19 protein-coding genes are annotated in these 20986 nt (G+C 57.5%); 5 read left to right on the forward strand and 14 right to left on the reverse strand.

Translation table 11 applies throughout. The annotated features are described in order from the left end of the window. Positions 1–74: 74 nt before the first annotated feature. Positions 75–1427, reverse strand: coding sequence for a proline--tRNA ligase (proS, locus tag AC13C8_RS14750; RefSeq protein WP_482848046.1), 1353 nt, complete (start codon positions 1425–1427; stop codon positions 75–77). Between the two features lie 132 nt (positions 1428–1559). After that, positions 1560–1907, reverse strand: coding sequence for a hypothetical protein (locus AC13C8_RS14755; RefSeq protein WP_482848048.1), 348 nt, complete (start codon positions 1905–1907; stop codon positions 1560–1562). A gap of 11 nt (positions 1908–1918) precedes the next feature. On the opposite strand from AC13C8_RS14755, the gene AC13C8_RS14760 reads away from it, so the two are divergent. Genes AC13C8_RS14760 through AC13C8_RS14775 form a run of 4 tightly spaced genes read left to right on the forward strand, consistent with a single transcriptional unit; the run spans position 1919 to position 7519 of the window. Further along, a complete protein-coding gene (locus AC13C8_RS14760; protein WP_482848050.1) occupies positions 1919–3004 on the forward strand; it encodes an AI-2E family transporter in 1086 nt (361 codons plus the stop codon). Next, the gene (locus tag AC13C8_RS14765; protein ID WP_482848051.1) at positions 3004–3687 is read left to right on the forward strand and encodes an HdaA/DnaA family protein; all 684 of its coding nucleotides are present in this window, start codon (positions 3004–3006) and stop codon (positions 3685–3687) included. Before AC13C8_RS14760 ends, AC13C8_RS14765 begins: the two co-directional genes overlap by 1 nt. A 41-nt stretch (positions 3688–3728) precedes the next feature. After that, positions 3729–5927 (forward strand): RNA degradosome polyphosphate kinase, encoded by a 2199-nt coding sequence (locus tag AC13C8_RS14770; RefSeq protein WP_482848053.1) that lies wholly within the window; start codon positions 3729–3731, stop codon positions 5925–5927. Positions 5928–5977: 50 nt separating this feature from the next. Continuing rightward, a complete protein-coding gene (locus tag AC13C8_RS14775; protein WP_482848054.1) occupies positions 5978–7519 on the forward strand; it encodes a Ppx/GppA family phosphatase in 1542 nt (513 codons plus the stop codon). 22 nt (positions 7520–7541) lie between these two features. Here the strand turns inward: AC13C8_RS14775 and AC13C8_RS14780 are convergent, their stop codons facing one another. Genes AC13C8_RS14780 through AC13C8_RS14790 form a run of 3 tightly spaced genes read right to left on the reverse strand, consistent with a single transcriptional unit; the run spans position 7542 to position 9619 of the window. Beyond that, complete coding sequence (locus AC13C8_RS14780; protein WP_091431241.1) at positions 7542–7886, reverse strand: hypothetical protein; 345 nt, start codon at positions 7884–7886, stop codon at positions 7542–7544. A gap of 36 nt (positions 7887–7922) precedes the next feature. Next, complete coding sequence (locus AC13C8_RS14785) at positions 7923–8939, reverse strand: endonuclease/exonuclease/phosphatase family protein (RefSeq protein ID WP_482848056.1); 1017 nt, start codon at positions 8937–8939, stop codon at positions 7923–7925. Continuing rightward, on the reverse strand, positions 8939–9619 hold the full coding sequence (locus AC13C8_RS14790; RefSeq protein WP_482848057.1) for a TerB family tellurite resistance protein: 681 nt from the start codon (positions 9617–9619) through the stop codon (positions 8939–8941). The genes AC13C8_RS14785 and AC13C8_RS14790 overlap by 1 nt, the downstream gene beginning before the upstream one ends. Positions 9620–9807: 188 nt before the next feature. Here AC13C8_RS14790 and nhaA point away from each other — a divergent pair, with 188 nt between their 5' ends. After that, positions 9808–10989, forward strand: a complete 1182-nt coding sequence (gene nhaA / locus AC13C8_RS14795) for a Na+/H+ antiporter NhaA (protein WP_482848058.1) — start codon at positions 9808–9810, stop codon at positions 10987–10989. Here the strand turns inward: nhaA and AC13C8_RS14800 are convergent. The 9 genes from AC13C8_RS14800 to AC13C8_RS14840 all read right to left on the reverse strand — a co-directional run bounded on the left by AC13C8_RS14800 (position 10986) and on the right by AC13C8_RS14840 (position 20953). Further along, the gene (locus AC13C8_RS14800; RefSeq protein ID WP_482848060.1) at positions 10986–11459 is read right to left on the reverse strand and encodes a GNAT family N-acetyltransferase; all 474 of its coding nucleotides are present in this window, start codon (positions 11457–11459) and stop codon (positions 10986–10988) included. The genes nhaA and AC13C8_RS14800 overlap by 4 nt on opposite strands. Next, on the reverse strand, positions 11456–12073 hold the full coding sequence (locus AC13C8_RS14805; protein WP_482848061.1) for a VOC family protein: 618 nt from the start codon (positions 12071–12073) through the stop codon (positions 11456–11458). The genes AC13C8_RS14800 and AC13C8_RS14805 overlap by 4 nt, the downstream gene beginning before the upstream one ends. Positions 12074–12139: 66 nt before the next feature. Beyond that, entirely contained in the window at positions 12140–14266 is a 2127-nt protein-coding gene (scpA, locus tag AC13C8_RS14810; RefSeq protein WP_482848063.1) for a methylmalonyl-CoA mutase, read from the reverse strand. 69 nt (positions 14267–14335) lie between these two features. After that, entirely contained in the window at positions 14336–15886 is a 1551-nt protein-coding gene (locus AC13C8_RS14815) for a hypothetical protein (protein WP_482848065.1), read from the reverse strand. Then, positions 15883–17928: an acetyl-CoA carboxylase biotin carboxylase subunit gene (locus AC13C8_RS14820; protein WP_091432574.1), complete on the reverse strand. Its 2046-nt coding sequence runs from the start codon at positions 17926–17928 to the stop codon at positions 15883–15885. The genes AC13C8_RS14815 and AC13C8_RS14820 overlap by 4 nt, the downstream gene beginning before the upstream one ends. 131 nt (positions 17929–18059) lie before the next feature. Beyond that, a complete protein-coding gene (locus AC13C8_RS14825) occupies positions 18060–18266 on the reverse strand; it encodes a hypothetical protein (protein WP_091431256.1) in 207 nt (68 codons plus the stop codon). A gap of 325 nt (positions 18267–18591) precedes the next feature. Continuing rightward, on the reverse strand, positions 18592–18939 hold the full coding sequence (locus tag AC13C8_RS14830) for a hypothetical protein (RefSeq protein ID WP_091431257.1): 348 nt from the start codon (positions 18937–18939) through the stop codon (positions 18592–18594). 14 nt (positions 18940–18953) lie between these two features. Beyond that, on the reverse strand, positions 18954–19451 hold the full coding sequence (locus AC13C8_RS14835; RefSeq protein WP_143064340.1) for a DUF6497 family protein: 498 nt from the start codon (positions 19449–19451) through the stop codon (positions 18954–18956). Then, a complete protein-coding gene (locus tag AC13C8_RS14840) occupies positions 19421–20953 on the reverse strand; it encodes an acyl-CoA carboxylase subunit beta (RefSeq protein WP_482848067.1) in 1533 nt (510 codons plus the stop codon). Before AC13C8_RS14840 ends, AC13C8_RS14835 begins: the two co-directional genes overlap by 31 nt. Positions 20954–20986: the final 33 nt, after the last annotated feature.

Raw genomic sequence — 20986 nt, forward strand, 5'->3', positions numbered from 1 at the left:
GTCGCGCCGCCACAGCGCCTTCAAAAAACGGCACACCAACGTGGCACGCCGTTTCTTGCAGAGATCCAATTGGATCAGAGACCGCGCACGTGGTGCGGTTCAAAAATCTTGATCACCTTCGCCACAGCCGCGTCCGGCGTCAGGTCTTCGCTTGCGCCTGTGCGGCGGCAGGTCAGTTCGACCACACCATTCTTCAGTCCCCGCGGTCCCACGGTGATGCGCCAGGGCAAGCCAATCAGGTCCATCGTCGCAAACTTACCGCCTGCGCGTTCATTGCGGTCGTCATAAAGCGGTTCCAGTCCGGCATTGGACAGTTGCTTATACAACGCTTCGCAGGCCGCGTCGGCTTCGTCGTCGCCTTGCTTCAGGTTGACGATCCCGCAGTGGAACGGCGTCACACCTTCGGGCCAGATGATGCCCTTGTCGTCATGGCTGGCCTCGATGATCGCACCCAACAGGCGGCTGACACCAATGCCATGCGAACCCATGTGAACCGGCACCTGGTTTTGATCCTTGTCGACAACTGTCGCGCCCAGTTTGTCGGAATAGGTGGTGCCGAAATAGAAGATCTGCCCCACTTCGATCCCGCGTGCGACGCGACGGCGATCTTCGGGCACCTTATCGAAATCGGCGGCGTCATGGGTTTCGTCTGTGCGGGCATAGCGCGACGTGAATTCGTCCATAACGCCCTGACATTGCGCCACATTGTCATAGTCGATGTCGCGGTCGCCAAAGGTCAGGTCAGTGACTTCACTGTCATAGAACACCTCGCTTTCGCCCGTGTCGGCCAACACAAGGAATTCGTGCGTATAGTCGCCCCCGATCGGACCGCTATCGGCGCGCATTGGGATGGCTTGCAGGCCCATCCGCTCATAGGTGCGCAGATAGCTGACCAAATGGCGGTTATAGGCGTGTAGCGCATCCTCTTTCGTCAGGTCGAAGTTATAGCCGTCTTTCATGTAGAACTCGCGGCCACGCATAACGCCGAAGCGTGGGCGGATCTCATCGCGGAACTTCCACTGTATTTGATACATGGTCAGTGGCAGGTCTTTGTAGGTGTTCACATGCGCACGGAAGATATCTGTGATCATCTCTTCTGCCGTGGGCGAAAACAGCATGTCGCGCCCATGTCGATCCTGCATCCGCAGCATTTCCTCGCCATAGCCGTCATAGCGTCCACTTTCGCGCCACAGGTCTGCGGACTGAATGGTCGGCATCAACATCGGGATGTGGCCCGCGCGGATTTGCTCCTCGTGCACAATGTTTTCTATCTTGCGCAAGACTTTGAAGCCCAGCGGCAACCAGGAATAGATACCGGCAGATTGCTGTTTGATCATACCAGCACGCAGCATGTAGCGGTGCGAAACGATTTGCGCCTCGGAAGGGGTTTCCTTCAGAACGGGCAGAAAATAGCGAGACAGGCGCATGGGGACCTCTGTTCAATCACGAAAACGTCCCATGCGGTCTATGACATCAACGCGGGCGGGGCAATCATACAATGGTTTGCGGGCTGGTTTTCACGTGGGGTGACGGTGGCCCGGAACGGCATCGAAGGTCCGCTAGATCGACCCCCCGACACTAATCGTTATCTTGGTGTCCTGATCCGGGGATATATCGCCATCTTTATAGGTGACGCCTGCCCGGGTTTCGCCAGAAAAGGTGATCCCCGGTTCGCGAGGTTCATATTCATTACCCGTACAAGCCGACAGCAAAACACTTGCAAGGCTGATCGCAAGAACAACGCGCATTGGGAACTCCTTTGATATGCCGGACACCATCAATGCAGCCAATAATTCACCCAATACGCAACCGGAGCAAGAGCGAACTTGTCCGCTGGCTGATTGCAGCCATCCAAGACCTGCACTTGAATTGCCCTCCAAGCTGGGCGACATAGAGAGCAGCATCAAAAGGAGCCGAAATGGCGTTACCCGTTCAAACGCAGGTAAAATTCTGGTCTATCACCATCGCCGTGCTGGCATTTGCCCTATGGTATCTGGGTGATGTGATCATGCCGTTCATTTTGGGCGGCGCTATCGCCTATTTCCTTGACCCGGTTGCGGATCGGCTGGAGGCTGCGGGGCTGTCACGTGTCGCCGCTACCGTGATCATCTCGTTCTTTGCAATCTTGTGCTTTGTCATCGCATTCCTGATGGTGGTGCCGACTTTGGTTTCGCAAGCCATAGCCCTGGCGGATGCAGCGCCTGCATTACTAAAGCAGCTCGAGGTCTTTCTGACCGAGAACATACCATCGCTGATGGACGAAAATTCGACCTTGCGCCAATCTCTGGCCAGTCTCGGCCAAGCCATCAAGGAACGTGGCGGAGAGCTTGTGGGCACGATCGTAAGCTCTGCCATGGGTGTGATCAACGTTGTGGTCCTGCTGATCGTGACGCCCGTCGTCGCCTTCTATCTGCTGCTGGATTGGGACCGGATGGTGGCCAAGATCGACGGCCTTCTGCCGCTTGACCACCGGCCGGCAGTCCGCCAGATCGCAAGCGATATCGACCGCACATTGGCCAGCTTCATTCGCGGCCAAGGGACCGTTTGCCTGGTCCTTGGCACTTATTACGCCGTTGCGTTGATGGTTATCGGGTTGCAATTTGGCATGGTCGTCGGCTTCATCGCCGGACTGATCACGTTCATCCCCTATGTCGGTGCCATCGTCGGCGGCACTTTGGCCATTGGGCTGGGGCTGTTCCAGTTCTGGGGGGATTGGTGGCAACTTGGGGCAGTCGCAGGAATTTTCGTGCTTGGCCAGTTTTTTGAGGGCAACATCCTGACCCCGAAACTGGTAGGCAGCTCGGTCGGACTGCATCCGGTCTGGCTCTTGTTGGCGTTGTCTGTCTTTGGCTCACTGTTCGGATTCGTGGGAATGCTGGTGGCTGTTCCGGTGGCTGCCTCTATGGGGGTTGTTGCACGGTTCTTCATCGGGAAATACCAGGATGGGCTGTTGTACAAAGGGTTGTCGACGCAAGAGGCAGGCGACGAAAGCGACGCTGAATAATGGCTGAGCAACTGACATTCGACCTGCCCGCTCATGCGGCGCAGGGATTGGATGATTTTCTTGTCACGCCGTCCAACACGAACGCAATGGCGGCGGTTGAGACTTGGCAAGATTGGCCAGACCGGAAGCTGGTGCTGGTCGGCGCCGCCGGAACCGGAAAAACGCACCTGACGCATGTGTGGGCGGGGATGGTGCAGGCCCGGATCATCCCGTCGACCAACCTGATTGATACCGACATTCAGACCCTGGCAGGGCACTCGGTCGCCGTTGAAGATGCCGATCAGGTCGCGGGCGACACCAACGCGGAAGCGGCCCTTTTTCATTTGCATAATCTGGTTCTGGCCGAGGGCGGATCACTGTTGATCACAGGTATTGCGCCTCCGTCGCGTTGGGGCATCGACCTGCCCGACCTGAAAAGCCGGATGGAAGGCACGACGATCGCCACGCTGAACGCACCCGACGACATGCTGCTGTCAGCCGTGCTGGTCAAGCTGTTCGACGATCGCCAAATTGCCGTTCCGGCCAATCTGATCGACTATCTTCTGCCTCGCATGGACCGATCGCTTGCAGCGGCGGCGGCGTTGGTTGAACAACTGGATCATGCTGCCTTGTCCGAGGGTCGCCCGCTGACCCGCAATCTGGCCGCCCGGTTTTTGCAGGATGAAATGGGATCAGGGACATAACGTCATCTTCCCGTCACATGCAGGCGTGTTAGAGTGTGGTCATGAACAAGACCAACACACCGCTGATTCCACTTGCAGATTTTCTTGCCTCGGGGTTTCCTGCCCCGCTGGAATTGCCGCCAGAGGACTATGAGGGGCCACGTCGGTTCTTTAACCGCGAACTCAGTTGGCTCGGCTTCAATTGGCGGGTGCTGGAAGAAGCGGAAAATCCCCGTGTCCCGCTGTTGGAGCGGCTGCGCTTTCTGTCAATTTCGGCGGCCAATCTTGATGAGTTCTATACCGTTCGCGTCGCGGGTCTGCGCGAACTGGTTCGTGAAGGTGTGACGACCCCTGCCGCCGACGGCCTCAGCCCGACTGAACAGCTAAAGCTGATCGACACCGACGCCCGTGCGCTTATGGCCCGCCAGCAAGAGGCGTTTGAGCAATTGGCGGGTGAGATGCAGAGCCAAGGCATCATCATCTGCCGCCGCGACAACCTGACACAGGCCGATCGCGATTATCTGGATAAAATTTTCCTTAGCCAGGTGTTTCCGGTTCTGTCGCCGCTGGCCATCGACCCGGCGCACCCGTTTCCGTTCATTCCGAACACCGGCTATACGCTGGCCCTGCAACTTGAACGCAAATCTGACAAGCAAAAGCTGAAAGCGCTGCTACCTATCCCGCAGCAGATCGACCGATTCGTGCCCCTGCCCGCGGAAGACGGACAATACCGTTTCCTGCCGCTGGAAGACCTCCTGCTTGTGCATCTGGACCTGCTGTTCCCCGGCTACGTCGAAAAAGGGAATTGCGCGTTTCGCATCCTCCGCGACAGCGATCTTGAAGTTGAGGACGAAGCCGAAGATTTGGTGCGCGAGTTCGAAACCGCCCTGAAACGGCGCCGTCGGGGCGAAGTTGTGCGCATGAAAATCACCAAGGATGCGCCATCCGGGCTGCTGTCAATGATCATGCGAGAGTTGAAGGTGACGAGCGACGAGATTGTCGAGGTGGATGGTATGATCGGCATGGCCGATCTTGGCCAGCTTGTCCTGAAAGACCTGCCCGACTTGTTGTGGCCCAGTTTCTCGCCACGTGTGCCGGAACGTGTGCAAGATCATGATGGCGACATGTTTGCCGCCATTCGGCAAAAAGACATGCTGCTGCACCATCCCTATGAGACCTTCGACATGGTGGTCCGCTTTTTGCATCAGGCGGCAGTTGATCCGAACGTGGTTGCGATCAAACAGACGCTGTATCGCACCTCGCATGACAGCCCGATTGTGTCGGCGCTTTGCGAAGCAGCTGAAGATGGGAAATCCGTCACCGCCCTTGTCGAGTTGAAGGCGCGGTTTGACGAAGCTGCAAACATCCGACAGTCACGACGGCTGGAACGCGCAGGTGCACATGTCGTTTACGGGTTCATCAATTACAAAACCCACGCCAAGATCTCGACCGTCGTGCGGCGCGAAGGGGATGAACTGGTGACATATACGCATTATGGCACCGGCAACTATCATCCCATTACTGCGCGCATCTATACCGACCTCAGCCTGTTCACATGTGACCCCGCTCTTGGGCGCGATGCGACGCGGGTTTTCAATTATCTGTCTGGATATGCAGAGCCGCAATCGCTGGAAAACCTTGCCATTTCTCCGCTGGACCTGAAATCGACTTTGATCAAACGCATTGAGGCCGAAGCGGCATATGCCAGGGAAGGCAAACCGGCCGAGATCTGGGCAAAAATGAACTCTCTGGTCGAACCGGACGTGATCGACGCGCTTTATGCCGCGTCGCAAGCCGGGGTTGAAATCAGCTTGGTGGTCAGGGGCATCTGCGGGTTGCGACCGGGCATCAAGGGGTTGTCGGAAAACATCCGGGTGAAATCCATCGTCGGGCGCTTTCTTGAACATTCGCGCATCGTCTGTTTCGGTAATGGCCACGGGCTGCCGTCGAAAAAGGCGCGGGTTTACATGTCGTCCGCAGACTGGATGGGGCGCAACCTGATCCGCCGCGTGGAAACCTTGATCGAAATTGAAAACGCCACCGTCAAGGCTCAGATCGTGAGCCAGATCATGGCCGCCAATCTGGCCGATGTCGCTCAAAGTTGGGTCATGCAGCCCGATGGCAGTTTCCATCGCGCGGATCTGAGCACGATCGAACGACCGTTCAATTGCCACCGCTTCTTCATGGAAAACCCGTCACTTTCGGGGCGTGGCTCGGCTGGGGCGTCGGACGTTCCGGAACTGACCCATTCGGAAGATTGATCACCAGCGGGCACCCGGCTAACTTACCACCACCAAACGGGGGACAATCGATGGACGGACGCGGCGAGACCAGTGACGATTGGGGGCCATTTGGACGTCCGCTGTTTGATGACCCATCCGTGCGGGCACTGCGCCGCGTTGGCGTAGTGGATATTGGTTCGAACTCGGTCCGTCTGGTTGTGTTCGACGGGGCCGCTCGCAGTCCGGCCTATTTCTTCAACGAGAAAATCCTGTGCGGTTTGGGCACCGGACTGTCAGAGACCGGTCGGCTTCACCCTGAGGGTCGCGCGCGCGCGCTTGCGGCCATTAAACGCTTTCAAAAACTGGCTGACGGGATGAAAATGCCACCCTTGTCCGCCGTTGCCACCGCAGCGGTGCGCGAAGCCAGCGATGGGCCGGATTTCTGTGCTGAGGTCCTGCGTGAGACCGGATTGAACATTTATGTCATAGACGGAGAAGAAGAAGCCCGCTTTTCCGCCCAGGGTGTGCTGCTGGGCTGGCCGGACGCCAATGGGCTGATGTGCGATATCGGTGGCTCGTCTCTGGAGCTGGCCAGCATTTCGGACGGGCAAGTTGGCAAGCGTGTCACCTCGCCGCTGGGACCCTTGAAGCTGACCAGTGTTCCGGGTGGCAAGAAAGGTCTGAAGGCCGAGATTGCGCGCGTGGTGCAACAGCTTGCCGAAGATATGGGCACCGATCACAAACGCCTGTTTCTGGTGGGCGGTTCATGGCGGGCCATCGCGCGGCTGGATATGGAGCGGCGCGGCTATCCCCTGACGGTGCTGCATGAATACCGCATGACGCCGAAATCCCTTGCCACCACCCTGAAATGGATCGACGAGGTTGACCTTGACGCGGTGCGACAGCGCACCGGCACATCTGCCGCCCGGATGGCGCTGGTGCCCATCGCAGCACAGGTGTTGAAACGCCTGATCCGCGAGTTTCGCCCGAAAGAGATCGCTGTCAGTTCATTCGGCATCCGCGAAGGGTTGCTGTATCAACAGATGCCCGAGCGGCTGCGTCGTCGCGATCCGCTGATCGAAGCCTGTTATGCCGCCGAACAGAAAGACGCCCGCATTCCTGGCTTTGGCAAACGACTATTCGCGTTTTTACAACCTTTGTTCAAAGCCGCCAAGACCAGCGAATTGCGGGTGATAAAGGCCGCCTGCCTGCTGCATGATGTCAGCTGGCGCGCCCACCCGGATTATCGCCACGAGGTTTGTTTTGACAACGCGACCCGCGCAAACCTTGGCGGGTTAACCCATCAGGAACGCGTATTTCTGGGGCTGGCGCTTCTGCACCGTTACAAAAATGCGCGCGAAGGATCGCGGTTCGAGCCGTTGTTCGGGATCTTGACCGAGAAGAATATCAACCGCGCCGAAGTTCTGGGCAAAGCAATGCGCTTCGGGGCAATGTTGACCATGAAAGACCCGACCAAACTTGCATCTCTAAAATGGTTTCCGAAGAAGCGGCAACTTATCCTGACGCTGGACCACAGCGGCAAAGACCTGTTTGGCGAGGTCGCCCAAGCCCGCTTTACTGCGTTATCCGATGCGCTTCAGGCAGAAGGCATCGTCAAATTCCGACGCTGATACGCCGCCCAAAACCCCGCTGTCAAAGTTCGGTTTCACTGGGCGGCGTCGCCTCGACTTCCGGTGGGGTGCGCCGCCGGATGATGATGTCCCCGTTTGGAAGGGTTTCAGGAGGGTAATAGGCATTCAAGTCACCGAACCGCTCGACCAATTCAGCCCAACCTTCGGCCCACTTGTCAGCCATCGGTTCGACTTCTTTGGCCAATCCTTCCAGAAGCAACTGAAAACCCCGGTTCAGAAGCTCTGCGCCCTCTGACAGCTCAGGGTTTTCGATCGAAGGGCTATCCTTCTCCGCAGCCATGGTCGGAATGGTCAGACCGGCGATGGCGATCAAGGTCAGCACGGTGGTTTTTGCAATCTGTTTCATCCCCTGCATGTAGGCGCGATCAGGGCAATGTGAAGGCTACAGATCGAAGTCAATCGACACCGGAAAATGATCGGACGCTGTCAACAACGCCTCGCGCAGTTCAGGCGCGCCGTAGCATTCGGGATCGTCGAAAGGATGCCATATCCGCCAATGCGGAGACTTTGCAGCCAGATCAGGTGACACCATGATGTAATCCAACAGCGCCTGAAGATACCGCCGTTCCTTGGCGATATAGAACCGGGACGTCGCGGGGCGCGCGCCCGATTTGTGGGTCAGGATCATGCGCGCATGGGGGTCATACATGCAGATCGCGTCTTCCTCGCCCATGACGATTTCGACACCGGATCGACCAAACAGCTTTTCATAATCATCCAGCCCGGGACCGTCATTGAAATCACCCAATACGATCAATGGATCACCGGCCTGCAAATGCTCGTCGACCCGTTGACGTATCCAGATACATTGCGCCATTTGCTTGCGGCGATTTTCGATTGCCAGACGCATCACGTCACTGGGCCCTTGCGCCCCATGCGGTGCCTTGGATTTGACATGCACCCCGATCAGACGCATTGGCGTTCCACTTTCGCGATGTGTCAGTTCCACCTCAAGCGGTGGTTTCGAGAACACGATGGGTTCGGGCGATGCATCCGTGTCGAGGTCAAGCTGGAACGTCGAGTCAAACCGCGGCGCGATGATCCCACCCACATCCCCTTGCGGATCGTGGCGGGCCGAAAACACGTCCGGATCATAAAGCAGTGCGATTTCCTGTTGAGTGTCGTTGGCGAAACCGATCAATGCTTTGCGGGCGCGCAGATCGAACATTTCGGCGAAGCCTTCAAGGGCAACCGTTGTGTCACGTCGCCTGTTCTGATCCGGGGCTTCGATCACCATCACGGCATCTGCATCGAGCACCTTGAACACGATGCCCGCCGCCTTCAACTGCGCGCGTCGTGTAACATCGCGTCGCCCCGACCATTGTTCGTCGATCAGCGGTCGACCTTCATCGTCAAACAGCGAATTGAACCACTCGACGTTGTAGGTCGCAATCCGCATCAGTCGCGCGCCTTGCTGATCTCTTCCCAGGCCCGGTTGACCGCGATCAATCGCTTTTCTGCCAGTTTCACGGCCTCTTCCGGCACCCCGCGCGCGAACATCTTGTCTGGATGGCTTTCGCGGACCTCGTTGCGCCAGACCTTGCGGATCTCGTCCAGTGTCATGTCCGGCGTGACCCCCAGAACGTCGTAAGGATCAGGGTCGGCATCGGGCACCAACCGCGAGCGCAGGGCCTTGAACTTGCGTGGCGAGATGCCGAAAATGTCAGACACGTGCTGCAGGAAATCGTCCTCGGCCGGGTGATATTCCCCGTCTGCGATCGCGATGTGAAACAGTCCCTCCATCAGATCACAAAGCGCCGGATCGTCCGGCCCGAACATCGCTGCCACCTTCTGCGCATAAAGCTCGAACCCCGCCACATCCGTGCGCGCCAGATTGAACAGTCGCGCCGCGTTCTTTTCCTCGCTTTGCGGGATGTCAAAGACTTCGCGGAAGGCGGACACCTCGTCCCTTGTCACCTGACCATCGGCTTTGGCCATTTTTGCGCCCAGCGCGATCACCGCGATCGCGAACCCCGCCGAGCGTTCGGGAGGCGTGCGCAAATTGGCGAACACGTCAGACAGGCTTTCCCCCTTGGCGAGGGCAGACAACGCATCAGTTATTCGAGACCAAATAGACATGCGGCATTTGTTACACAGTCCGGCACCCGAAAACGAGCAGAAAGCGCGTAGCTAACTGAATGTTTTCTACGGCAAAGCACTGGATCGCTTGCTGTTTTACCATCTTTTTCATCTTGATTTTTCACCCAAAGGCACCATTTGTCACCAAATATGACCAAAATTGTAGGGATACGTGAATGCTCCTAAGGATGTTTGACCGCTTCTTTCGCCATGACGCATCGGGGGGCGTGCTGCTGATGCTGTCAGCAATTGCTGCCATGATTGCCGCCAACTCGCCCATCGCGGGGCAGGTCAACGACATCTTGGGGGCGAAATTCTCTATCCTGATCAATGACCAAGGCCTGTCCAAGCCGCTTATCCTGTGGATCAACGATGGTCTGATGGCGGTATTTTTCCTGTTGATCGGTCTTGAGCTGAAGCACGAGATACTGGAAGGCAAACTGCGCAATCCCCGAGATGTCATTTTGCCGGGTATGGCGGCTGTAGGCGGGATGGCCGTGCCCGCCGTCATCTATGCGGCGATCAACTGGTCAAACCCAGAAACGCTTGGCGGGTGGGCCATTCCAGCGGCGACTGATATCGCGTTTGCGTTGGGCATACTTGCGCTTATCGGGGCGCGTGCGCCTGCGGCGCTGAAAGTCTTTCTTCTGACGCTCGCTATTTTGGACGACCTGGGCGCGATCATCGTCATTGCATTGTTCTATACTGCCGAGTTGAAGGTCGAATACCTCGTTTATGCGCTGGCACCACTTGCTCTGATGTGGTGGTTGAACATGCGTCAAATCCACCGAATCGCACCGATCCTGATTCTGGGCGTTGTTCTATGGGTTCTGGTTCTGAAATCTGGTGTTCACGCAACACTTGCAGGCGTGGCCACCGCTTTCTTCATACCGATCAAGGATCGCTGGGGGAAATCCCCCCTGCATAGCCTGGAGCACGCATTGGCACCCTATGTTCTGTTCATGATCGTGCCGATTTTCGCCTTCGCCAATGCGGGCGTATCCCTGAAAGGCATGTCGCTAGAGGCGCTGTTCGCCCCGGTGCCGTTTGGCATCGTCGCCGGGCTTGTCGTGGGCAAACAGATAGGCGTGCTGGGATTGACCTTCTTGACCGTTAGATTCGGGTTGGCGCGTCTGCCGCATGGTGTGGGGTGGATACATATCTATGGCGTGTCTGCGCTGGCTGGTATCGGGTTCACCATGTCACTGTTTATTGGCAGCCTCAGCTTTGCTGACCAAACCCTGATGAATGATGTCAGGCTCGGCGTTCTTGTCGCCTCGGCGCTGTCTGCGGCGATTGGGGCAACCGTGTTGCTGATGGCTGGCAACCCAGTCCGAGAGACAGAGAAAGCAACGGCTGAACCAGCCTAGAGCTTCTTTTGCATCAGGACGAGGTCGTGCCACTGGTCAAACTTGCGTCCTGCTTCGTTGACGCGGCCGACGGTTTCAAAGCCGATGGCCGCGTGAAACGGTTTGCCATCAGGGTTTGAGGCCGAAACGCCGGCGATCATGGAATGAACCCCCAAGTCACGCGCGGCAGTTTCCAGCGCGGCCATCAAAGCGCGGCCAGATCCCTGCCCTCGTGCGTTTGGTGATATCATGATGGAATGCTCTTTGGTATGGGCATAGCCCGCGCCCGCGCGGAAGGGAAACAGCGCCGCAAAACCAATCACCAGCCCGTCATGCTCGGCAACCAAAAACGCATCGTAGTCGCGAATGGCATCCGCCACATCGTCTGGTGACTTTTCAACAGTGTTAAAGGTGATCAGTGTCTCACGGATTGCGAGGTTCCACAGGTCAAGAATGGCTGGAATATCCGCCTGGGTCGCGGCGCGTATCATGGCAGTTTGACCAACCCATTCGCGGTGTCCAACCAAGCCGTCAAGCCCGGCGTGCCCGTGTGGACAGAAATTCGGCCATCTGCAATCAGCGGAGCAAGTGCGACAGACAGCGCCTCGGCCTCGGGGTGGGTGATTTCCAGCGCAGCAAGGCGCAGACCGTGGTCGGGCAGATTTGGTGCAGGCTGCCGTCCCTTCCAGCTTAGCAGCCCCGGCGCACAACCCGAAAACGGCAACCGCCCATCCTGCGGGATCGCCATGTCCCAAGCATAATCGCCCCGTTCCAGCGCAATGGCGTCCCCCATCCCATCGGGCGCCCTGTGCAGCGCTTCGTGCAGATCCGGCACCCGAAGCGCCCAGTTGGTCAGACGTGCGGGACCGGTGAAATAGTCCAGGTCAAACCAACGCGCGCGCGACGGCGCAGGCGCGTCTGGATTGATCGCGATAACTTCCAGATAGGCGGATGGACCCAACGACAACAACGCATTGTGGGTGCCCATGAGCGGGTGTTCTCCTCCCCCCGCCATGGGCACCCCCAGCAGGTCCTCGATGAACGCAACGCCTTCTGTCAGCGTTGCGGAGGACACCACAAGGTGATCAATCTCTCCCAGAGCCAAACTTCTCTCCTTCTGGTCTGGGGTGACGCTGGCGGGAAAAGCCGCCAGCTGCAAGTGTCTTATCGGTCAGTCGCGCGTCGTGCGCACCAGTTTCAGGATGTCCTGCGCGGCTTCGGGAATATTCGTGCCCGGTCCGAAGATCGCCTGCACGCCATTTTTGTAAAGAAAATCATAGTCCTGCTGAGGAATGACACCGCCGCAGATTACGATGATATCTTCGGCACCCTGTTCTTTCAGTGCGTTCACCAATTGCGGGGCCAAGGTCTTATGGCCCGCAGCCTGGGAACTGATGCCCACAATGTGCACATCATTGTCGATGGCATCCTGTGCCGCTTCTTCCGGGGTCTGGAACAGTGGGCCAACGTCCACGTCAAAGCCGATATCGGCAAAGGCGGTGGCGATCACTTTCGCGCCCCTATCATGCCCGTCTTGGCCCATCTTCACCACCAGCATGCGCGGGCGCCGGCCTTCGGCTTCGGCGAAATCTTCGACCGATTTCTGGATCGCGGCGAAGCCCTCGTCGCCTTCGTAGGCCGCACCGTAAACACCGGCCAGCGTCTTCACTTCGGCGCGATGACGGCCGAATTCTTTTTCCATAGCCATGCTGATTTCTCCGACTGTTGCACGGGCCCGTGCGGCTTCGACGGCCGCTTCAAGCAGATTGCCACCCTCTTTTGCACGGCGGGTCAGTTCGGCCAATGCAACCTCGCAGGCCGCGCTGTCCCGCGTGGCGCGGATCTTTTCAAGGCGTGCAACCTGGCTTTCGCGCACGGCCACGTTGTCCACGTCCAGAATGTCGATCGGGTCTTCTTTTTCTAACCGGTGTTTGTTGACACCGACGATGGTTTCTTCGCCACGGTCGATCATCGCCTGGCGCTTGGCCGCAGATTCCTCAATCCGCAGTTTGGGCATGCCGCTGGCGACAGCCTTGGTCATGCCCCCCATCTCTTCGACCTCTTCCATCAAGGCCCAGGCCTTGTTGATCAACTCGTCGGTCAGCGCCTCGACATAGTAAGATCCGGCCAAAGGATCGACGACATTGGTGATACCGGTTTCTTCCTGCAAGATGATCTGCGTATTTCGTGCGATCCGAGCGGAAAAATCGGTGGGCAGCGCGATAGCTTCGTCCAGCGCGTTTGTGTGCAGCGACTGCGTGCCGCCAAGGGCTGCCGACATCGCCTCATACGCCGTGCGGATCACGTTGTTATAGGGGTCTTGTTCCTGCAAGCTGACACCCGAGGTCTGGCAGTGCGTGCGCAGCATTTTCGAGCGTTCGGATTTGGCCTTGAAGTCAGTCATCACGCGGTGCCACAGGGTGCGGGCGGCGCGCAGTTTGGCGGCTTCCATGAAGAAGTTCATGCCGATGGCGAAGAAGAAGCTCAGACGCCCCGCGAACTTGTCCACGTCCATGCCGGCCTCGATCGCCGCGCGCACGTATTCGCGACCATCGGCCAGCGTATACGCCAACTCCTGCACCAGGTTCGCGCCCGCTTCCTGCATGTGATAGCCGGATATCGAGATCGAGTTGAATTTTGGCATCTCGTTCGATGTGTATTCGATGATGTCCGATATGATCCGCATCGACGGTTCCGGCGGATAGATATAGGTGTTGCGCACCATGAATTCTTTCAAAATGTCGTTTTGAATGGTGCCAGACAGCAGCGCCTTGTCGTGCCCCTGCTCTTCCCCCGCCACAATGAAATTGGCGAGGATCGGGATCACCGCGCCGTTCATCGTCATCGAGACCGAGACCGAGTCCAGCGGAATGCCGTCAAACAGGATCTTCATATCCTCGACACTGTCAATCGCAACACCGGCCTTGCCCACATCGCCCACCACGCGCGGGTGGTCGCTGTCATATCCCCGATGCGTGGCCAGATCGAAGGCGACCGAGACACCCTGCTGACCTGCCGCAAGGTTGCGGCGATAGAAGGCGTTCGATTCCTCGGCGGTTGAAAAGCCGGCATATTGCCGGATCGTCCAGGGACGGCCCGCATACATGGTCGCTTTCACGCCGCGGGTGAACGGACCGAAACCCGGCAGAGTGCCCGTATGGCCCAACCCTTGCGTGTCCTCGGCGGTGTAAAGCGGCTTGACCTCGATGCCTTCCAACGTGTTCCACGTCAGGTCATCCAGCGCGCGACCGCGAAGTTCTTTCTCGGCCAGTTCCTTCCACTTGGCTGTATCGCTCATCACGTCATCCTTTTCGTCATATCTGGTCGCCGCACATCTGCGGGCTTACTGCTTTTGTTGAACCGCCCGTCATGGCACATCCTCGACCCGCAGTTCAGCGGCGCCGACGACGCGCGGGGCGAAGTCTGCAATCTGTTTTCGCAACTCGGGTGCAGCGGCAGGGGTGGTGGCATAGAAGCTGACGATCGGCCCCCCAAGGAAGGCGCGCGCGCCGGTATAAACGAGCGTTCCCACCTTGACCCAATCGTCCCCGATCCCGTCGTCAATCCAGTGGTCATAAATGATTGCAAGCTCGACGCCCGCGTCTTTTACGATCTCGTCCGCCCAACCGTCATACGGGTTGTCCAGCCGGGTGGATAGCGCGCGGTATGAAGCCAGTCCCCATAAATCCAGCACGTAATTCGGGTTGTTCCAAGCGACATATCCCAAATCGTTCACTGCAACGGGCTTTTGATATACTTCTTTCACGAAAGTGCTCATGTTGCGTTGCTGAGAATAGATGCCCAACGCGCCGTATTTGCCATTCTGGACCAGCCACACCCCATAAGAAAGCGCCAGGTAAGCGAAGCCGACGATCAACAGCGCGCGCGCTGATTTCATGTTTTCTGCCTGGAACAAGCCCAGCATGACCATGCCGAACACGAAGCTCAGCGCATAAAGCTCGTACCGGTTGAACCAGCCGAACTGCCCCAGCAATAAATGCCCCGTTCCTGCGAAAACCGCTCCTGCCAAAATCGCGCGCGCCTTGCGATCTACGCGCGGAATGGCCACCGTGGCGATCACCACCGCGAACAACATCACGATGGCCTTGTCTGACAACAGCAACTGGGTTGCCAGTTTCATCGGCAGATCAAGCAGGCTGAAGCGGCTGTCTTGTCCACCACCCGCCAATTTTGCCATGACCGAATTCGGTAAAGGTTCAAGGCCAAGCGAGGTCAGGAAGGCCATAAAACCGGCAACCAATGCCAATGCGACGGCAAATAGCGACAGACCGGTCTTCCACCGTCCCATCATCACCAACGCAAGGGCCGCACCGCCTGTTATGGCCAGACCCTCAAACCGAACAAGCGGACCCAACACCATACCTGCAACCAGAAGCCAATGCAGTCGGTCATCGTCAAGTTGTTGCTGCAAGCCTCGCAGCACGGCCAAGCCAGCCAGCACATGCAAGGTATGTTCCATGCCCACCTGCGCAATGCCTGCAAGGTTGAACGCCAGCGGGCCGAGGATAGCCAGCGCAAGTGCCACGCGCCAATCCTGCACTGCGTTCTGAACGATCCGCCCCCACAGAACCGCGCATGCGATCAACGCAACGACATTCCAGACCAACGGAACATAGGCGTGTATGGCGGTTCCGACGAACGGCACAAGCAAGAATGGATAAATCGGCGAAGACGCAGCCGACGTATATTCACCGGGGTTTACCCCATATCCGCCAGCCGCGATCTGTTCTGCCACAGCCAGATGGATATAGACGTCATCCAGCGGATATTCGAACGCTCCAACCAGGTCGTAAGCCGTAGCCTGCACCAGCAAGAAAACCGCCACGCTGACGCCGACCGCTACCGCGGGTTCAATGCGCCTTTCGCGTGTCATCGTGGCGGCCATACTCATCTTCATTCGAACTCCATGATCACTTCGTCAACCGCCAGACTGTCGCCTGCCGTGGCGTTGATCTTGGTCACGACACCTTTCTTCTCGGCGCGCAGGATGTTCTCCATCTTCATGGCCTCAATGGTGCAAAGCGCTTGGCCTTCTTGAATTTCCTGCCCAACTTCCACACCAACCTTCACCATTAATCCCGGCATCGGGCACAGCAGCATTTTCGAGGTATCTGGCGGCAGTTTCTCGGGCATAAGACGGGCCAGTTCGGCCTGGCGCGGGGTGCGCACATGGACCTTCAAATCAGCCCCACGCGACCGCATGCGGAATCCTGCGGTGATCTTGTCCACTTTCAGAACAAGCGGATCGCCACCAACCTCGAGAACGGCCAGACTGTCGCCAGGTGTCCAGTCCGACTTCACCCGCAACTTTGATCCATCCGCAAACTTGACGGTTGACCCTTTCTTGTCCGCCTTTATCTTGACGGCGAACTCAGTGCCTTGCAGCGTCACGACCCAGTGTTTGCCCACTTTTCGCTCGTGATTGTCCATGCGGCCTGTAATGCGGGTGCGTCGTATCTCGGCAACCCGGTGCATTGCGGCAGCGGAAGCGGCGATACGCTTCAGCACGTCCTGCGCCAGTTCGACACCTTCAAACCCATCGGGGTATTGTTCCTCGATGAAGGCTGTCGTCATATCGCCCTTGATGAAGATCGGGTGATCCATCACAGCTGACAGGAACGGCAGGTTATGTCCAATACCTTCAACCTCGAAACTGTCCAGTGCAACACGCATCGCTTCGATCGCTTCATCCCGCGTGGGGGCCCATGTGCAGAGTTTGGCAATCATCGGGTCGTAATACATCGAGATTTCGCCACCCTCGTACACACCGGTATCATTGCGAACCGCTATGTCTCCGCTTGGCGCGTCGCCCTGCCACTTGTCATTTGCCAACAGCGGACCGGCTGCGGTTTCTTCGGGCGGGCGGTAGCGGGTCAACCGACCTATTGACGGCAGGAACCCCCGGTAAGGGTCTTCGGCATAAAGGCGGTTCTCGATCGCCCAGCCCGTCAGGGTGACATCCTTCTGACTGATCGACAATTTCTCACCCGCCGCTACGCGTATCATCTGCTCCACAAGGTCGACCCCTGTAATCAGCTCGGTCACGGGATGTTCCACCTGCAAACGGGTGTTCATCTCAAGGAAATAGAAGTTCTTGTCGCCATCGACGATGAATTCCACGGTGCCGGCGGACGCATAGTCCACGGCCTGCGCCAAGGCGACCGCTTGCTCGCCCATCGCTTTGCGGGTTTTTTCGTCAAGGAACGGCGAAGGCGCTTCTTCCACAACCTTCTGGTTGCGGCGCTGGATCGAGCATTCTCGCTCGCCCAGATACACACCATTGCCATGGCTGTCGCAAAGAACCTGGATTTCGATGTGTCGCGGTTGAGTTACGAATTTTTCGATGAAGATGCGATCATCCCCGAACGAACTGGCAGCTTCGTTCTTTGACGACTGGAAGCCTTCGCGGGCCTCGTCATCGTTCCAGGCAATCCGCATGCCCTTGCCGCCGCCACCAGCAGAGGCCTTGATCATCACTGGATAGCCAATTTCGTTCGAGATTTTCACGGCTTCGTCCGCGTCTTCGATAAGCCCCATGTAACCGGGCACTGTCGACACATCCGCTTCCTGCGCGATTTTCTTGGACGTGATCTTGTCGCCCATGGCTTCGATTGCACCAACGGGCGGCCCGATAAAGGCGACACCAGCCGCGGCCAGCGCTTCGGCGAATTTCGAGTTCTCAGAGAGGAACCCATAGCCCGGATGCACGGCTTCGGCACCCGTGTCCTTGATGGCCTTCATCACTTTGTCGATGACGATATAAGATTGGTTGGCAGGTGGGGGGCCGATATGAACCGCCTCGTCCGCCATTTTTACATGAAGCGCGTTCTTGTCAGCGTCCGAATAGATGGCAACCGTCTGGATACCCATCTTTCGGGCGGTCTTGATCACGCGGCAGGCGATCTCGCCCCGGTTTGCAATCAGGATCTTCTTGAACATGTCCTGTCCCTTCCGTTCATGTATGGGCACGACGGGCTGACCCATCGCGCAAAGTGGCATAGAAAAGCCCACCGGAAATGGTCCCGGCGGGCTGAAAAACATATGAAATGCCGCGTGACGCGGCGTTGGTGTCAGTTACAAATGCGCATGCCGACATCGTCGCACAGCGCACCCGCGCCCGCGCCGATGACCGCGCCTGTAAGAAGGTTGCCGCTGGCCGCTTTCGCAACCACCGCACCTGTGGCCGCGCCGACACCGGCGCGCTGAAGATCGTTCCACTGGCATCCTGCCAGCACGACAAGGGCTGCGGCCCCCACGAATAGTTTGCTGATCTGCATCTTCGACTGCCTCTGGTTGTATTATTTATTACACCCAGTTTGCCTTGATTTGCAGAATTTCGAAAGCACAATTTTCTCCCATGCCCGGCGGAACCCGCGCAATCGGCAAAAAAGAGGCCCGGTTCAGTTGCTTTCGCAAAGAACCGGGCTGAAGAAGGGGAAGGGTAATGGTTTCGACAAACCATAGCGGAAAACGGGGATATGCTTTCCGCTTGAGGAACAGATTGGCACGCTTTTCCCGTGTTACAAGAACGCCTTGCAGCCATCATCAGCTTTTGGGCTGGAATTTGCCGGTTCGAAGAGTGGGCGGGCGGGTTCATGCCGATCAATCCTCAAAAATGTCCGGAAATGCGGCAGTTGCACGGTTCACGTCGATCACCAGAAGGGCTTCATAGCTTTCCGGGTCAAACGGATCTTCGGCCGCTATGACTTCGCGCCCGAACAACCATGACAAGCGTCCGGCATCCAGATTTCCACGCTCAAACGGTTGATCTCCAAAATAATCCCACAGCGCGCCCATGAAGCCGGCATCGGCACGGCGGTCTGCGGGGCGGCGATCGGCAAAGCGTTCACGCGCGATAAGGGGGGTCGCGCCGGATTTGTTGGGTCGGCGAATGGTGAACTGAAAGTCCGACCCCGGAAGTCGCCCCGGAAACCCCTTGTGTTTGGTCATGTAGGGTAAGGCCATCAGAACCCCTCCCAAACACACATGCCGCCTTCGGGGCGGTAGGCTTCAAAAAACTGGGTCGCATCTTGATCTGCCACGCCATGTTCAACGACGCGATCAGACAGAACGATGATGATTTGGGCGGGCAGTGCGGCACCGGCATTCACCATTTGAGGCAAAACATAATCCTGGCACAGCGCGGCCATATCTTCTTCTGCCTGCAAGAACTCTACTTCCCCATTTTTTCGGGCGATGCGCGGAGCGAGAAAACGAACCCGGACCGCAGTGCCACCGGCACTTTCTTCGCCTTCAATCACATCCAGAAACGTGATCTCTTGTCCTGAAGGCACATTGATCCTCGTGCCAGGTTCAAACAGTGCACCAGCGGATCCCGCCGCAACTGGTGCAGACAAAGATAGGGCGGCGACACATGCCACCACTCTGCCAAGGCCCAATCGGCCGCGATTTCGCGTGAAATGCGCCATGCTTAAAGCGGGATATTGTCGTGTTTTTTCCACGGGTTCTGTAGCTTCTTGTTGCGTAAGGAGGCAAAGGCCCGGCAGATGCGCATCCGAGACGAGCGCGGCTGGATCACTTCGTCAATGAAGCCACGCTCGGCTGCGACAAAGGGATTGGCGAACCGCTCTTCGTAATCCTGCGTGCGTTTGATGATTTTTTCCGCATCACCCAGTTCGGAACGATAGAGGATTTCGGTGGCACCCTTGGCACCCATCACAGCGATTTCGGCGGTGGGCCAGGCATAGTTGAAGTCGCCGCGCAGATGCTTTGACGCCATCACGTCATACGCCCCGCCATAGGCCTTGCGGGTGATCAGCGTGACTTTCGGCACCGTCGCCTCGCCATAAGCAAACAGCAGTTTTGCGCCGTGTTTGATCACGCCTCCGAATTCCTGACTGGTGCCCGGCAGGAAGCCCGGCACGTCCACCAGCGTCAGGATCGGAATTTCAAACGCATCACAAAAGCGCACGAAGCGGGCTGCCTTGCGTGAGCTGTCAATGTCCAGACACCCGGCCAACACCATCGGTTGGTTGGCGACCACGCCGACAGTCTGACCTTCCAGCCGCACGAACCCGGTGATGATGTTCCTGGCGAAGTCTTCCTGAATCTCATAGAAATCGCCTTCGTCGGCAAGTTTCGCGATCAGTTCTTTCATATCATAAGGCGCGTTGGCGTTGTCGGGCACGAGTGTATCAAGGCTTTCATCAACTCGTGCGGGATCATCGAAAAACGGACGCGTGGGCGCCTTGTCACGATTGTTCAGGGGCAGGAAGTCAACGAGGCGGCGAATTTCGGACAGTGCCTCGACATCATTTTCAAACGCGCCGTCCGCGACCGAAGATTTCTTGGTATGTGTCGATGCGCCGCCAAGCTCTTCGGCTGTCACCACTTCATTGGTCACGGTTTTTACAACATCTGGACCGGTCACGAACATGTAGGAACTGTCTTTCACCATGAAGATGAAATCTGTCATGGCTGGCGAATAGACAGCACCACCCGCGCATGGCCCCATAATCACCGAGATTTGCGGCACGACGCCCGAGGCCATAATGTTGCGCTGGAACACTTCGGCATAACCGGCCAGAGACGCCACACCTTCCTGAATGCGCGCACCGCCAGAATCGTTGATACCAATGACAGGCGCGCCGTTCTGCATCGCCATATCCATGATTTTACATATCTTTTCTGCGTGTGTTTCCGACAGCGATCCGCCAAAGACCGTAAAGTCCTGACTGAAGACGTAAACCAGACGCCCGTTGATGGTGCCCCACCCGGTAATAACCCCATCACCTGCGGGCTTGTCTGCCTCCATACCGAATTCGGTGCAGCGGTGGGCCTTGAACATGTCGAATTCTTCAAACGAGTCTTCGTCCAACAGAAGCTCGACCCGCTCACGCGCGGTCAGCTTTCCTTTTTTGTGTTGATTGTCGATCCGACGCTGACCGCCCCCAAGTCGGGCGGTTTGGCGGCGATCTTCCAGCTCCTGAAGGATATCTTTCATCTGGCGGCACTCCTTGATTTCGAGGCAAAGTAA

Source organism: Aliiroseovarius sp. B-4 (genome assembly GCF_056857795.1).

Bases quoted from the DNA above. Each gene is read 5' to 3' on its own strand.
- proS (WP_482848046.1), bottom strand. From the start codon at position 1,427: ATGCGCCTGTCTCGCTATTTTCTGCCCGTTCTGAAGGAAACCCCTTCC.
- AC13C8_RS14760 (WP_482848050.1), top strand. From the start codon at position 1,919: ATGGCGTTACCCGTTCAAACGCAGGTAAAATTCTGGTCTATCACCATC.
- AC13C8_RS14765 (WP_482848051.1), top strand. From the start codon at position 3,004: ATGGCTGAGCAACTGACATTCGACCTGCCCGCTCATGCGGCGCAGGGA.
- AC13C8_RS14770 (WP_482848053.1), top strand. From the start codon at position 3,729: ATGAACAAGACCAACACACCGCTGATTCCACTTGCAGATTTTCTTGCC.
- AC13C8_RS14775 (WP_482848054.1), top strand. From the start codon at position 5,978: ATGGACGGACGCGGCGAGACCAGTGACGATTGGGGGCCATTTGGACGT.
- AC13C8_RS14780 (WP_091431241.1), bottom strand. From the start codon at position 7,886: ATGAAACAGATTGCAAAAACCACCGTGCTGACCTTGATCGCCATCGCC.
- AC13C8_RS14785 (WP_482848056.1), bottom strand. From the start codon at position 8,939: ATGCGGATTGCGACCTACAACGTCGAGTGGTTCAATTCGCTGTTTGAC.
- AC13C8_RS14790 (WP_482848057.1), bottom strand. From the start codon at position 9,619: ATGTCTATTTGGTCTCGAATAACTGATGCGTTGTCTGCCCTCGCCAAG.
- nhaA (WP_482848058.1), top strand. From the start codon at position 9,808: ATGTTTGACCGCTTCTTTCGCCATGACGCATCGGGGGGCGTGCTGCTG.
- AC13C8_RS14800 (WP_482848060.1), bottom strand. From the start codon at position 11,459: ATGATACGCGCCGCGACCCAGGCGGATATTCCAGCCATTCTTGACCTG.
- scpA (WP_482848063.1), bottom strand. From the start codon at position 14,266: ATGAGCGATACAGCCAAGTGGAAGGAACTGGCCGAGAAAGAACTTCGC.
- AC13C8_RS14815 (WP_482848065.1), bottom strand. From the start codon at position 15,886: ATGAAGATGAGTATGGCCGCCACGATGACACGCGAAAGGCGCATTGAA.
- AC13C8_RS14820 (WP_091432574.1), bottom strand. From the start codon at position 17,928: ATGTTCAAGAAGATCCTGATTGCAAACCGGGGCGAGATCGCCTGCCGC.
- AC13C8_RS14825 (WP_091431256.1), bottom strand. From the start codon at position 18,266: ATGCAGATCAGCAAACTATTCGTGGGGGCCGCAGCCCTTGTCGTGCTG.
- AC13C8_RS14830 (WP_091431257.1), bottom strand. From the start codon at position 18,939: ATGACCAAACACAAGGGGTTTCCGGGGCGACTTCCGGGGTCGGACTTT.
- AC13C8_RS14840 (WP_482848067.1), bottom strand. From the start codon at position 20,953: ATGAAAGATATCCTTCAGGAGCTGGAAGATCGCCGCCAAACCGCCCGA.